Genomic DNA, 12,815 nt, shown 5'->3' on the forward strand with positions numbered 1-12,815 from the left:
CGGCCGGTCGACCGGGCGGGCACACTATTCTTCGTGACCACCCCCGTCACGGCGACGCCACCGAGCCCCGTGGGAGGAACCCGTGGGTTCCTGCCCGCCGTCGAAGGCATGCGTGCCTGCGCGGCCATCGGGGTCGTCGTCACCCACGTCGCCTTCCAGACCGGCAACACCGGTGGGATCTCCGGAAGGCTGCTCGGCCGATTCGACCTGGCGGTCGCCGTGTTCTTCGCGCTGTCGGGGTTCCTGCTGTGGCGCGGGCATGCCGCGGCTGCCCGCGGACTGCGTTCGCGGCCCTCGACCGGCCACTACCTGCGCTCCCGCATCGTCCGCATCATGCCGGGCTACCTGGTGGCCGTCGTGGTGATCCTGACCCTGCTTCCCGACGCCGACCCCGATCTGACGGTGTGGCTGGCGAACCTGACCCTGACCCAGATCTATGTGCCGTTCACGCTGACCGCCGGCCTGACCCAGATGTGGAGCCTGTCAGTGGAAGTGGCCTTCTACATCGCCCTTCCGCTGCTGGCGCTGCTGGTGCGGTGGGTTCCGGTGCGCGCCCGCATCGGGGTGATCGCCGCGGCCGCGGTCGTCAGCCTCGGCTGGGCGGTGATGTGGCAGCTGATCCCCGCGGAGCCGGCGTTCGGGGTCAACCCGCTCAACTGGCCACCGGCGTTTCTGTCGTGGTTCGCGGCCGGAATGCTGCTCGCGGAGTTGACGGTCAGCCCTGTCGGGTGGATGCACCGCCTGGCCCGGCGCCGCGTGGTGATGGCGGTCATCGCGGCGGTGGCGTTCCTGGTGGCTGCCTCCCCGGCGGCCGGTCCGGAAGGACTGACCCCGGGCACGGTGGACCAGTTCGTCCTCAAGACCGCGATGGGCGCGATCGTGGCCGGGGCGCTGCTGGCGCCGTTGGTGCTCGACCGGCCGGACACCTCACATACCCTGCTGGGAAGCCCCACGATGGTGACCCTGGGGCGGTGGTCCTACGGCCTGTTCGTCTGGCACCTGGCCGCGCTGGCCATGGTCTTCCCGGTGATCGGCGAGTTCGCGTTCAACGGGCACATGCCGGTCGTGTTGGTGCTGACGGTGGTGTTCGGCTTCGCGATCGCCGCGGTGAGTTACGCGCTGGTGGAATCCCCGTGCCGGAATGCGTTGCGCCGCTGGGAACGACGGGTGGATCCGACGCCGCTGGACAGTTCGGTCGACGACCAGACCGAACCGGCCGTCGCGCGCTAGTTTCGACCCTCAGGCGCTGGACCGGATGTGTGATCTGTGTCACCATCACGGCGGTTCTGTCACATCGGCGGCGCCGGCGGGATCTCAAGGGCATGACTGAACACAAGCAAACGAATCGGGTGGTCGTCATCGGCGGCGGCTACGCCGGAACCCTGGCGGCCAACCGTCTGCAGCAGAACACCGGTATCGACATCACCCTCGTCAACCCGCGTCCGCAATTCGTCCAGCGTCTCCGGCTACATCAGCTCGTCGCCGGTACCGGCGACGCCACCGCCGACTACCGCACGCTGCTCGGCCGCGGCGTGCGACTGGTGGTCGATACCGCCACCCGGATCGACACCGTCGGCCGCAAAGTGCTGCTGGGCTCGGGTGAGGATCTCGACTACGACTACGTCATCTACACCGTCGGCAGTACCGCCGCGGTGCCGAAGCAGCTACCCGGCGCAGTCGAATTCGCCTATCCGATGGCCGAACTGGAATCGGCGCAAGTCCTACGCTCAGCTCTCGACGCCGCCGAACCCGACGACCCCGTCACAGTCGTCGGTGCAGGGCTCACCGGAATCGAGATGGCCGCCGAGCTGGTCGAGCGCGGCCGAACCGTCACGTTGGTAAGTGGCGGCCGACTGGCGCCCTCATTCGGCGAGCCGGCTCGGCGATCGATCGCCCGTTGGCTGGGCAGAAACGGCGTCGTTGTGCGCGAATCCGACTCGGTGGCCGAGGTGCGGCGCGATGCCGTGGTGTTCGCCGACGGAGCAGTACGACCCAGCGCAATCACCATCTGGGCGGGTGGCTTCGGGGTGCCCGATCTGGCCGCCCGCAGCGGCCTGACCACCGATGCGCTCGGTCGGCTGATCACTGACGAGACGCTCACCAGCGTTGATGACGACCGCGTGATGGCCGGCGGGGACGCCGTCGCGCCGTCAGGCCAGGCGCTGCGGATGGCCTGCTACACCGCGGGTCCCACGGCCGGCACCGCCGCCGACACGGTGCTCAGCCGGATCGCCGGGGAGCTGCCGGAGCAGTTGCAGCTGGCGTACTCGGGATCCTGCCTGGGGCTGGGACGCCGTGCCGCAGTCATGCAGTTCACCCGCCAGGACGACACACCCGTCGATTTCCACCTCCGCGGCCGCTTCCCAGGCGCCTTCAAGGAAATGGTCACCAGAGGGACGTTGTGGGGTCTGCGCCGGGAGGCCCGCAAGCCCGGTTCGGCTGTCTGGCGCAAAGGCGGCGAACGGCCGTCGCAACCGGCGCCGGTGCCCGGGGTGGTCATGTGACGGCAGGAGACGAGCACGCACAGCGCTTCACCCATCTGCGCCCGCTGCTGTTCACCATCGCCTATGAAATCCTCGGTTCGGCAACGGAATCCGACGACGTGCTGCAGGAGAGCTATCTACGCTGGGCGCAGGTGGATCTGGCGACGGTGCGTGACACCAAGTCGTACCTGGCTCAGCTCGTCACCCGCGAAGCACTCAAGTCGCTGCGCGCCAGCGCCCGCCGCCGCGAGGACTACGTCGGACCATGGCTGCCCGAGCCGTTGCTGCTCGACGGCCGCGACGCCTCAGCCGACGTGGTGCTCGCAGAGTCGGTGACCATGGCCATGCTGGTGCTCCTCGAGACGCTCACCCCCGACGAGCGCGCGGTATTCGTACTACGCGACGTGTTCGACTTCGACTATGACGAAATCTCCGAAGCGGTAGGAAAATCCGTAGCGGCAGTGCGCCAGGTGGCCCACCGGGCGCGCGAGCACGTCCACGCGCGCCGTAAGAGGTTCGAACCCGTGGATTCGAGCTATGCCGCCGAGATCACCCAGCAGTTCCTGACCGCGGCCACAACTGGCGACATGGACGGACTGATGTCGTTGATGACGCCGGACGTGACCGCGACTGCCGACGGCGGCGGCAGGGCGGGTGCCGCGCGCCGACCGATCACGGGCGCGGACAAGGTGGCCGCGGCGATCACCGGTGGGATGCGACGAGGACTGCCCGGCATGCGATACGAGATCGTCACCGCGAACAGCGCACCGGCAGTGCTGGTCTACTCCGACGACCAGTTGCAAGCCGTCTTCACCATCGAGATCAGGGAGGGCAGGATCTCCCGCCTCTACGCGATCGCCAACCCGGACAAGCTTCCCTCGATCACCGTCCCCCGGACGATCGCGCGTTAGCCCGATTGCGCGGCCCGCCACTTGGCCCGATTGCGCTGCCCGCCGCTTGCCCGATTGCGCGGCCCGCCGGGCTCGTCATGTCAACCCTCCTCGTCGTCGGGCGAGTCCGCCCTTTCGGTGCGTGACACCGCCGAGGCGGCTACCGCGACAACGGACAACAGTGCCAGGAACTGCACGCCTGCGGAATGCCCGACATACCCGTCGACCGAGCGCCACGGATTCTGACTGAGGACCGCACCGGCAAGGATCAACCCGGTCGCGGCGGTGCCGACCACCGTTGCATTCCAAACCTTTTCGTGCGCACGCAGCAGGTAGCGCAGGCCGAGCAGGCCGCCGGCCACCACAGCGCCGACGATCCCGGAGACCAGTGCGCCGACAGCCACGACCGCGGCACCGCGCGCGACCGCCGGCGGTTGCCACGGCCGGGCGGCGACACCGGGTGCCCTGGGACGTCGGGATGGCAGGAACGCCAGCGCGACCAGAAGGGGAAGCAGGGCAAGGCCACCGATCAGGCCTGCCCGGTAGGTCGAGTTGGAGTCGAAGCCCAGCGTGACGGTGCCTGCGGTGCCCTCCGGCAGTACCCAGCCCTGCTGCCAGCCGTTGACGGTCACCGGGGTCAGCCGCTCGCCGTCACCGCTGCGGGCGCTCCACCCCGGGTTGACGCTCTCGGGGACCACCAGCACCCGGGTCGTGCCCGAGGCCGGCACCACGACATCGCGGTGGTCGCTGGTCCAGCGGCTCGTTTCGACGGAAGCCGTTGTGGCCGAGCCCAGTCGGTCGGCCAGCGGACTCGCCAGCTGAACCCCGTCGACGATGAACGTCGGACCCGGGCTGATCAGCAGCTCCTGCTGGCCGACGGGCAAGGTGATCGGCCCGCTGCAGGGCCGTGCCGGGATCGGTTCGTTGTCGAGTAGCGCGCCGACGGTGGTGTTCACCGAGGTCTGCACGAACTGCCCGGCGACACCGATGATCGGGCCGCGGCCACACGCCAGGCTGATGGTCCGCGCCTGGTTGGCGGCCGCGTCGGCGGCGGCGATCGGCGCACCGCGCGCATCAAGAGCCACGATCTCTGCCAGCCCAGGAGGCTTTAGCTGGTCGAAACCCAGTGCGGTGCGGTCGATCACGTCGTGCCAGTCCAGCAGCGACACCGTGATCGAGTCGGTGACGCGGGATTTCAGTCGCACTGTCTCGGTGCCCGGGCCGAGGCGACGCACCTGCGGTCCGTCCCCGAGGTCGACGGCGATCATCGTCGGATGCGCGGGTAGCTCCGACGAACTCGGCGTCACCCGCAGTGCCGCCACGTCCTGCGGGGCGGGAAGCGTCAGCTCGAGGGTGGGCGGGGTCCTTGGCTGTACGATGCGCTGCGGAGCGGTCCACGCGGTGTCTGGATCCCCGTCGGTGGCCGCGTACGCCGAGCCGAGAACATCGATGGGATCGGAATCACCTGCAGCTCTGACGGTTCCGGGCTCTGCGATGAGGTCGGCGAGGTTGGGGCCCTGGCGGGCGCGCACCCAGACGGTCGGGCTGACCTCGGTCTGCTCTGGCACGGTCAGGGTCCGACTCAGGTTGACCGGCTCTTCGGAGGCCAGGGCAACAGCTGCGGCGCAACGGATCCCGGTCGGGCTTTCGGCGCAACCCGAGCGGCCCAGCAATTCCGATCCCAGATCCCATTGGGCCACCGCCGCACCCGGTGGTGGGCCGGGGACCTGCACGGTGTGGCGCAGATCGACCGGATGGGCGAAACCGTTGGCGTCGTACTGGGTGACGGTGAAGTCGGTGATGCCGAACTGCACGCCGGGAGAACCGTCGTCGGTGGCCACGGCGGTGATCCGCACCCAGGGCGACTCGCCGTAGGGAAGCGCGACGGTGACCGGTTCGCCCGCCTCGTCGAACCGCACCGTGGTGGTGCCGTTGACGGTGGCCACCTCGAGCCGACGTACCTGGGCGCCGACAGCGGTGGCGCTGGGCGTGATCGTGAGGGTGGCATTGGTCACCGGGCGGTCGAAGTCGACCTGCAGCCACTGGCCCACCGCGCTCTGCAGCGCGTTGGAAACCCAGCTGGTCGACGAGTCGCCGTCGATGGCCGCAGGCGGCGCCGTGGCCGGCGAGACATTGGGCAGCGCTGTGGAATCCGATGCCGAACTGGACACCGAGACGCGCCCGCCGACCCACTGACCGTAGATCGGTTCGGTGTCACCGGCGGGGTAGTCGGGAACCCGATTGAACGTGTTGCGGGGATCCCCGGCGGCACGGATCGCCGACGAGTGGTCATCGACGCGGCCGTAGTCGGTTTCGCGTGCCAGCGGGGTGTCGGTGACGGTCACGACCGGCGCGGACAGCCCGGCCCGTAGCGCGTCCGAAGTCAGCAACAGCGGCCCCAATGGTGGCTCACCCGAAAGCCTTCTGCGCTCGTCGAGCCGTAGCACCGCTTCGGGTCCGCCGTCCACGCGCGCCATCGAGTCGGTATCGGCCACGTACGGAGCAGCCGCGTCGGCGGCGCCGTCCACCGCGTAGATCTCGACCGCGGGATAGCGCGGCCGCATCCCGCTGTCGGCGACGAAGCCCTCCAGGCTGCCTGGTCCGACGGGCTCACCGAACTGTGCCACCTTCGTCAGGCCCGGCGAACCGTCGATCGTCCGGTGAACCAGAATGGGACGCGCCGACCTGGAGGAGTCAGGATCCAGATCATTGCGCACCACCAGGTAGGAAATACCTTGTCGTGCAAGGGTGTCCGCGAGACCGGCGGACGGCCTCCCGGCCGCGAACAGCCGCTGCACGGAGTCCAGTGAGCGGATCGTTTCCGGCGGGGTCAGGGGGATGGAATCGCGAACACCCCACGGGCTGCCGCCCAGGACCTGCAGCGGCTCGTCGTGGCTGTTGCCCCAGACCTGCGTGGCGAACGGCGCCCCCGGAACCACGAGCACCCGGCCAGCCACGGGTGAGGCGGAGTTGTGGGCGTCCAGCCAGTCCGCGGTCTCGTGCCAGTACCGCGGGATCGCGTCGAACGCCCCGGGCGGTGTCAGCCGGCCCGTCCAGGCCAGCGACGTGGCGGCGACCAGCGCGGTCAGCACCACCACGCCCACGGCGACACGCTTGTCCTTCTCCGGGTGGGCCAACGCATCGCGCCACACGGGACGCGGCGCGCTGCCGGGGAGCGGGATCCGCCCCAGCAGGTGGGCGAGACCGAGCACCAACGGCAGTCGCAGCAGCGGTTCCAGCTTGTGCAGGTTGCGCAGCGGCGTGCCGTCCGCATCGAGGAACGCCTGGACCTGCTGCGCGACCGGTGAACCCAAACCGCCGCTGTAGCCGGCGGCCAGCGCCACGATGCCGACCGTCAGAATCGTGATCAGCCTGCCCTTCGCGGGCATCGTCCGCATCGCGAGGCCGGCCAGGCCGCCGGCCGCGACCAGCGTCGTCGCCAGCACCGCGACCGAACCGGTGACCAGCGGTGCGCCTGCGGTGGCGGTGGGTGCCACATACGGTGTCCACGCACCGGTGCCGCGCAGCATCTCGGTCAGCGACATCCAGCGGGTGGTGACACCGGAGGACTCGATGAAGTCCAGGAACGGCGGGCTGATCCGGCCCAGGTGCACCAACGCGACGACCCACCATGTGACGGCCAGCGCCGCACACAGCAGCCACCACCCGGTGAAACGCCGCCACGTGGCGTTCGGGCGATGGCAGGCCAACCACACGACTGCGCACAGGCACGCGGTGAGCGTGGCGACGGCGTTGACCGCGCCCATCAGCGCGATGGCCAGCCCGGAGCGCGCGGCCAGCACCCGCATACTCCGGCCTTTGCCCGCCCCGCCCTGGGTCTTGCCCACCCCTCCGATCCCGCCCAATGCCAGGATCATCGGCAGCAGCACCCACGGCGCCAGCATCATCGGCAGCGTCTCCGACGAGATCGCGCCGATGGTGGTGAGCACCCGCGGTGAGAGCGCGTAGGCGGCCGCGGCGATGACCCGCGACGTGGTGCTGCCGATCTTCAGGGCTTCGGCGACCCGCAGCACACCCCAGAAACCGATGACGAGCAGTAGCGCCCACCACAACCGCTGGGTGACCCAGCCCGGGACGCCGAGCAGGTCGCCGGCGAGGAAGAAGGTGCCGTGCGGAAACAGGTAGCCGTAGGCCTGGTTCTGAGCCTGTCCGAACGGCAGGTCGCTGTTCCACAGGCTGAAGGCGCGCGTCAGGAAGCGCAGTGGGTTCGCGGTGAGATCGAGCTTGGTGTCGGGTGAGATCTGTCCCGGTGACTGGGCGAACGTCAGGACCAGCGCCGCCGCCGCGGCCACCCACAGCCAGCGCCGGGAGAGCGGCTCGAACGTTCCGGGGCGGGATCGGCTGTCGGCGGAGCGCAGGAGCGTGGCGAGCCGGGATCTAACTTCTGTCGCCGTACTCGACCCTGTTGAGAACCGACGACGCCGGATCGCCCGCCTGCAGCGGAGGCTTGGTGTCCTGCTGCACCATCAGCGTCACCCCGAACACGGCAGCCGCGCCGAGCAGCAGGCCGACGACGATGCTGGCGGCCGCAGGCACGAGAAACCGATCCATGAGCCTCAAACTAGCACGTGCCGCATCACGGCCCCGGTGGCACGATCAGCACCGGATGATGCCCCTTACGTAGCACTTGATCGGCCACGCTGGACTGGATCAACGACCGCAGACCGGTGATCGCGCGGGTCCCGGTGACGATCAGGTCGGCGTCGAGATCGTCGGCCGCGGCGATGATCGTCTCCCAGGTCGTGGACGTCTCGGCGAGACACAGCGGCTCGGCGGGCAGCCCGATCGCCAGCGCCAGCTCGAGGCCCTCGTCGTTGATGCGCTGCGCCTCCGCCAGCGCGATGTCCACTTCGCCGGTGTCGACCGGGTCGGGTGGGCCGTCGAGGTCGTAGGACAGCGGGTCGGACCCCCTGTCCAGCGGGGACCAGACGGTCAGGATGACCGCGCGGTCGGCGTTGAGGAACCGGCTCGCATGGTGGACGGCACGTTGTGCCGTGGGCGAGCCGTCGTATGCGACGACGATCACGGTCTTGTTCTCCCCGGCCAGCTGACCGGCTCCCGCACTCGACATCGTCTGCTCCTGTGGTTCCGTGGGATCACCCACCACCTTATTGAGACGGGCGGGGCTAACGCCGCGACCGCGGCTGCCATTAGTCTCGGGACGCATGGTCATCCCCCGAACTCGATGGACAGCCCCCGGTGCCCTGCTGGCGGTGGTGGCGACGGTTGCGCTCGCCGCGGGCTGCACGTCGGCCGACGACCAGGCCGCAGCACCATCCAGCGCGCCGCTGGCGATGGCTGCCGGCCCGGTCCCGAACAACGCCCCGCCGCCCGCCGCGCCCGTCCCGGCCGCGCCGGCCTGCGGGGATCCGGCTGCGATGTCGACGCGCGACAAGCTGGCCCAGCTCCTGATGGTCGGGGTGACCGGGGCCGCCGACGCCCGCGCGGTCGTCGACACCCATCACGTCGGCGGCATCATGATCGGCAGCTGGACCGACCTGTCCATGCTCTCGGACGGTTCCCTGACCGACATCGCCGCGACGGCCACCCCACTGCCGTTGGCGGTGAGCGTCGACGAGGAGGGGGGCCGCGTCTCGCGGCTGTCCAGCGTGATCGGTTCCCAGCCCGCACCGCGGGTGCTGGCCCAGACCAGTAGCCCCGAGGAGGTGTACGCCACCGCACTCGACCGCGGTCAGCAGATGCGCAACCTCGGGATCACCATCGACTTCGCGCCGGTCGTCGACCTCACCGACGCCCCGGCCAGCACCGTGATCGGCGACCGGTCGTTTGGATCGGATCCCACCACGGTCACCGACTACGCGGGCGCGTACGCCCGCGGGCTGCGCGACGCCGGGCTGCTGCCGGTGCTCAAGCACTTCCCGGGGCACGGGCAGGCGTCAGGCGACTCCCACGAGGGCAGCGTCGTCACCCCGCCCCTGGAGACGCTGCAGGCCAACGACCTGGTGCCGTACCGGACGCTCACCGCAGAGGCGCCCGTCGGCGTCATGGTCGGTCACATGGAGGTCCCGGGCCTGACCGGCAGCGAACCGGCCAGCCTGAGCCCCGCCGCCTACGCGCTGCTGCGCTCCGGCGACTACGGCGGTCCGCCGTTCAACGGCCTGGTCTTCACCGACGACCTGTCCAGCATGCGGGCGATCACCGACCGGTTCGGGGTCGCCGACGCGGTCCTGCGCTCGCTTCAGGCCGGCGCGGACGTCGCGTTGTGGGTGACCACCCGCGAGGTCCCCGCCGTGCTGGACCGCCTGGAGAAGGCGGTGGCGGCCGGGGAGCTGACGATGTCGGGGGTGGACGCCGCGGTGACGCGGATCGCGGCGGTCAAAGGTCCGTCGCCGCACTGCGGCGGCTGATCGGCACGGCATTGCTTACCCTGTGGTGAGAACACGTCGCAGGAAGGCTGACCCATGGCAGGTGGTACCAAGCGGTTACCGCGTGCCGTCCGCGAGCAGCAGATGCTCGACGCAGCCGTGCAGATGTTCTCGGTGAACGGCTATCACGAGACCTCCATGGACGCGATCGCGGCCGAGGCGCAGATCAGCAAGCCGATGTTGTACCTGTACTACGGCTCGAAAGAGGAACTCTTCGGCGCCTGCCTGGACCGGGAGCTGACCCGGTTCGTCGACGAGGTGCGCACCAACATCGACTTCGACGATGCGCCGAAGGAGTTGTTGCGCTCCGCCGTTCTGTCGTTCCTGAAGTACATCGACACCCACCGCGCTTCCTGGATGGTGCTCTACACCCAGGCCACCAGCTCGCAGCGGTTCGCCCACACCGTGCGGGAGGGCCGCGAACGCATCATCGAGCTCGTCGGTCGGCTGCTGCGGTCCGGCACCCGGTCTCCGGGACCGGACACCGATTTCGACATGATGGCGGTCGCGCTGGTGGGCGCGGGTGAGGCGGTGGCCTCCCGGGTCAGCACGGGTGACGCCGACGCCGACGAAGCAGCCAAACTGCTGATCGACCTGTTCTGGCTGGGCCTCAAGGGGGCCCCGTCAGACAAAGATGCCGTCGCGTCCCACTAGCGGGGCGTCCCACTAGCGGGGCGCGTCCCACTAGCGAGCGTCAGGCCGGCGTCAACGACCCGGTGAGGTGCGGGTGTCCCTTCGTGAGGTGCCGCAGCGTCAGTTCCCAGCCCTCGCCGTGACGGTCGACGTACAGGCCGGCCCGCGCGGGCAGCACGACGGGTTTGGCGAACCGCACCGAATAGCGCACCGCGTCCGGTAGCCGACCCTCGATGTTGGCCAGCACGGCGGCCGCGCTGAACATGCCGTGGGCGATCACCGTGGGGAACCCGAACAGCTTCGCGGCGACGGCGTTCGTGTGGATCGGGTTGTGGTCGCCGCCGACCGACGCGTAGTGGCGGATCTGGCCGGGCGTGATGCGTAGCACCGCGTTCGGCGGCCCCGGCTTCGGCTGTTTCTGCGGCGGTGCCTTGGGCTCGTCCGACAGGCTGGTCCGCTGTTGGTGCAGGAACGTCGTCACCTGGTGCCACGCGGTGTCGTTGCCGACATTGACGTCGGTGACGATGTCGACCAGCAGACCCTTGCGATGCTCACGCAGGTTCTCGGCATGCACCGACACCCCGACGGTGTCGGTGACCGAGATCGGCCGGTACTGGGTGATGTGGTTCTCCAGATGCACCGAACCCATTGCGGCGAACGGGAAGTCGAAACCGGTCACCAGCGACATCACCGTCGGGAACGTCAACGCGAACGGATAGGTCAGCGGCACGGTGTCGCCGAACCGCAGCCCGGTGACGTTGGCGTATTCCGCGACGTTGGCCGGGTCGATGGGCAACTCGGCGACGGTCAGGGTGCGGCCGGGGAGGGTGTCGTCGCGGGGCACGAACGGCAACGCGCCCGCAGCGGCACGCAGCATGTTCCTCAAGCCCGACGGCTGCTCGGTCATGATCCTCGATTCGCTTCGCAAGCTTCTCTCACCGTCACGCCCCCAACATCGCCTGGCCGCACACCCGGATGGTGTTGCCGGTGACCGCGTTCGACGCCGGGCTGGCGAAGTAGGCGATGGCCTCGGCGACGTCGACCGGCTGACCGCCCTGGAACAGCGAGTTCAGCCTCCTGCCGACCTCGCGGGTCGCCAGGGGGATGGCGTCGGTCATCTTGGTCTCGATGAACCCCGGCGCGATCGCGTTGATGGTGATGTTCTTCTCGGCGAACTGCGGCGCCAACGCGTCGGTGAGCCCGATCATGCCCGCCTTCGTCGCGGCGTAGTTGGTCTGGCCGCGGTTTCCGGCGATGCCCGCCATCGAGGACAGCCCGACGATCCTGCCGCCCTCACCGATGACCCCGTTGCCCACCAGGCCTTCGGCAAGCCGCAGCGGTGCAAGGAGATTCACCGCAATGACGGAGTCCCAGCGGCCTTCGTCCATGTTGGCGAGCAGCTTGTCGCGGGTGATGCCCGCATTGTTGACCAGGATGTCGAGCCGGCCGTCGTAGTGCTCGCGGACATGCTCGGTGATGCGGTCGACGGCATCGGCGGCGGTGACGTCGAGGGTGAGCGCGGTTCCGCTCACCTTGGTCGCGACTTCGGCGAGCTCCTCGGCCGCCCCCTCCATGTCGACCGCGATCACCTTCGCCCCGTCGCGGGCGAACACCTCGGCGATCGTCGCGCCGATGCCGCGGGCGGCGCCGGTGACCACCGCGACCTTGCCGTCCAGCGGCTTGTCCCAGTCCGCCGGAGGGGTGGAGTCGGCTGCGCCGACGCGGAACACCTGGGCGTCGACGTAGGCCGACTTCGCCGACAGGATGAACCGCAGCGTGGACTCCAGGCCGGTCGCGGCGGGCTTGGCGTCGGGGGAGAGGTAGACCAGCGCCGCGGTGGAGCCGTTGCGCAACTCCTTGCCCAGGGAGCGGGTGAACCCTTCGAGCGCGCGCTGTGCTGTCCGCTCGTGCACGTTGTCGATGTCCTCGGGGGTGGTGCCGATGACAACGACGCGGCCCGAATGGCCCAGGTTGCGGAGCAGCGGGGTGAAGAACTCGTAGAGCCCCTTGAGGCCCTCGGGTTCGGTGATCCCGGTGGCGTCGAAGACCAGACCGCCGAACGAATCGGCCCAGCGTCCGCCGAGGTTGTTGGCCACGACGTCGTAGTCGTCGGCCAGCGCCGCGCGCAGCGGTTCCACCACGCGGCCGTCACCGCCGATCAGCAGGGAGCCGTCCAGGGGCGACTGGCCCGGGCGGTACCGGCGCAGCGGTTCGGGCTGCGGGACGCCGAGTTGTTTGGCCAGGAACCCTCCCGGCCCGGAGTTGACGACTTGTGAGAGGAGGTCGGAAGCCACAGCGCTGCCTTTCGGAAAATCTGAGGTACGTCTTCGATTTGAAGTTGGTCTGTTGCGGGGTACCCACTGTTGTGCTGATCACGAACTTACTCCAGAGTAAGAACGGTG

Annotated in this window: 10 protein-coding genes; 5 read left to right on the plus strand and 5 right to left on the minus strand. The window is 69.4% G+C overall.

Annotated elements, in window-relative coordinates; genetic code table 11:
- The first annotated feature begins 108 nt into the window (after positions 1-108).
- From G6N53_RS06430 to G6N53_RS06440, 3 genes are all read left to right on the plus strand, one after another.
- A complete protein-coding gene (locus G6N53_RS06430; RefSeq protein WP_163895538.1) occupies positions 109-1,230 on the plus strand; it encodes an acyltransferase family protein in 1,122 nt (373 codons plus the stop codon).
- 92 nt (positions 1,231-1,322) lie between these two features.
- Positions 1,323-2,504 (plus strand): NAD(P)/FAD-dependent oxidoreductase, encoded by a 1,182-nt coding sequence (locus G6N53_RS06435; RefSeq protein ID WP_163887725.1) that lies wholly within the window; start codon positions 1,323-1,325, stop codon positions 2,502-2,504.
- Complete coding sequence (locus tag G6N53_RS06440; protein WP_163887726.1) at positions 2,501-3,394, plus strand: RNA polymerase sigma-70 factor; 894 nt, start codon at positions 2,501-2,503, stop codon at positions 3,392-3,394. The genes G6N53_RS06435 and G6N53_RS06440 overlap by 4 nt, the downstream gene beginning before the upstream one ends.
- An 80-nt stretch (positions 3,395-3,474) precedes the next feature.
- On the opposite strand, the gene G6N53_RS06445 is transcribed toward G6N53_RS06440, so the two are convergent.
- Genes G6N53_RS06445 through G6N53_RS06455 form a run of 3 tightly spaced genes read right to left on the minus strand, consistent with a single transcriptional unit; the run spans position 3,475 to position 8,465 of the window.
- Complete coding sequence (locus tag G6N53_RS06445; protein WP_205390525.1) at positions 3,475-7,752, minus strand: alpha-(1->3)-arabinofuranosyltransferase; 4,278 nt, start codon at positions 7,750-7,752, stop codon at positions 3,475-3,477.
- A 19-nt stretch (positions 7,753-7,771) separates the two neighbouring features.
- On the minus strand, positions 7,772-7,945 hold the full coding sequence (locus G6N53_RS06450; RefSeq protein ID WP_014813542.1) for a DUF2613 domain-containing protein: 174 nt from the start codon (positions 7,943-7,945) through the stop codon (positions 7,772-7,774).
- A gap of 25 nt (positions 7,946-7,970) precedes the next feature.
- A complete protein-coding gene (locus G6N53_RS06455) occupies positions 7,971-8,465 on the minus strand; it encodes a universal stress protein (protein ID WP_163887728.1) in 495 nt (164 codons plus the stop codon).
- 94 nt (positions 8,466-8,559) lie between these two features.
- On the opposite strand from G6N53_RS06455, the gene G6N53_RS06460 reads away from it, so the two are divergent.
- Together G6N53_RS06460 and G6N53_RS06465 are read left to right on the plus strand one after the other, a co-directional pair.
- Positions 8,560-9,762 carry a glycoside hydrolase family 3 N-terminal domain-containing protein gene (locus G6N53_RS06460; RefSeq protein ID WP_237166437.1) on the plus strand — a complete coding sequence of 401 codons (1,203 nt, stop codon included), beginning with the start codon at positions 8,560-8,562 and terminating at the stop codon, positions 9,760-9,762.
- Between the two features lie 54 nt (positions 9,763-9,816).
- Complete coding sequence (locus G6N53_RS06465; protein WP_163887729.1) at positions 9,817-10,434, plus strand: TetR/AcrR family transcriptional regulator; 618 nt, start codon at positions 9,817-9,819, stop codon at positions 10,432-10,434.
- A gap of 40 nt (positions 10,435-10,474) precedes the next feature.
- Here the strand turns inward: G6N53_RS06465 and G6N53_RS06470 are convergent, their stop codons facing one another.
- Together G6N53_RS06470 and G6N53_RS06475 are read right to left on the minus strand one after the other, a co-directional pair.
- Positions 10,475-11,320, minus strand: a complete 846-nt coding sequence (locus tag G6N53_RS06470; protein WP_163887730.1) for a MaoC/PaaZ C-terminal domain-containing protein — start codon at positions 11,318-11,320, stop codon at positions 10,475-10,477.
- A 34-nt stretch (positions 11,321-11,354) separates the two neighbouring features.
- Positions 11,355-12,707 (minus strand): 3-oxoacyl-ACP reductase, encoded by a 1,353-nt coding sequence (locus G6N53_RS06475; RefSeq protein ID WP_163887731.1) that lies wholly within the window; start codon positions 12,705-12,707, stop codon positions 11,355-11,357.
- Positions 12,708-12,815 lie beyond the last annotated feature (108 nt).

The organism is Mycolicibacterium hippocampi, assembly GCF_010723735.1.
GTDB lineage: Bacteria > Actinomycetota > Actinomycetes > Mycobacteriales > Mycobacteriaceae > Mycobacterium > Mycobacterium hippocampi.

What these genes read in the sequence shown, in the direction of transcription:
- G6N53_RS06430 (WP_163895538.1), top strand. Translation starts at nt 109, where the DNA reads ATGCGTGCCTGCGCGGCCATCGGGGTCGTCGTCACCCACGTCGCCTTC.
- G6N53_RS06450 (WP_014813542.1), bottom strand. Translation starts at nt 7,945, where the DNA reads ATGGATCGGTTTCTCGTGCCTGCGGCCGCCAGCATCGTCGTCGGCCTG.
- G6N53_RS06455 (WP_163887728.1), bottom strand. Translation starts at nt 8,465, where the DNA reads ATGTCGAGTGCGGGAGCCGGTCAGCTGGCCGGGGAGAACAAGACCGTG.
- G6N53_RS06435 (WP_163887725.1), top strand. Translation starts at nt 1,323, where the DNA reads ATGACTGAACACAAGCAAACGAATCGGGTGGTCGTCATCGGCGGCGGC.
- G6N53_RS06460 (WP_237166437.1), top strand. Translation starts at nt 8,560, where the DNA reads ATGGTCATCCCCCGAACTCGATGGACAGCCCCCGGTGCCCTGCTGGCG.
- G6N53_RS06465 (WP_163887729.1), top strand. Translation starts at nt 9,817, where the DNA reads ATGGCAGGTGGTACCAAGCGGTTACCGCGTGCCGTCCGCGAGCAGCAG.
- G6N53_RS06470 (WP_163887730.1), bottom strand. Translation starts at nt 11,320, where the DNA reads ATGACCGAGCAGCCGTCGGGCTTGAGGAACATGCTGCGTGCCGCTGCG.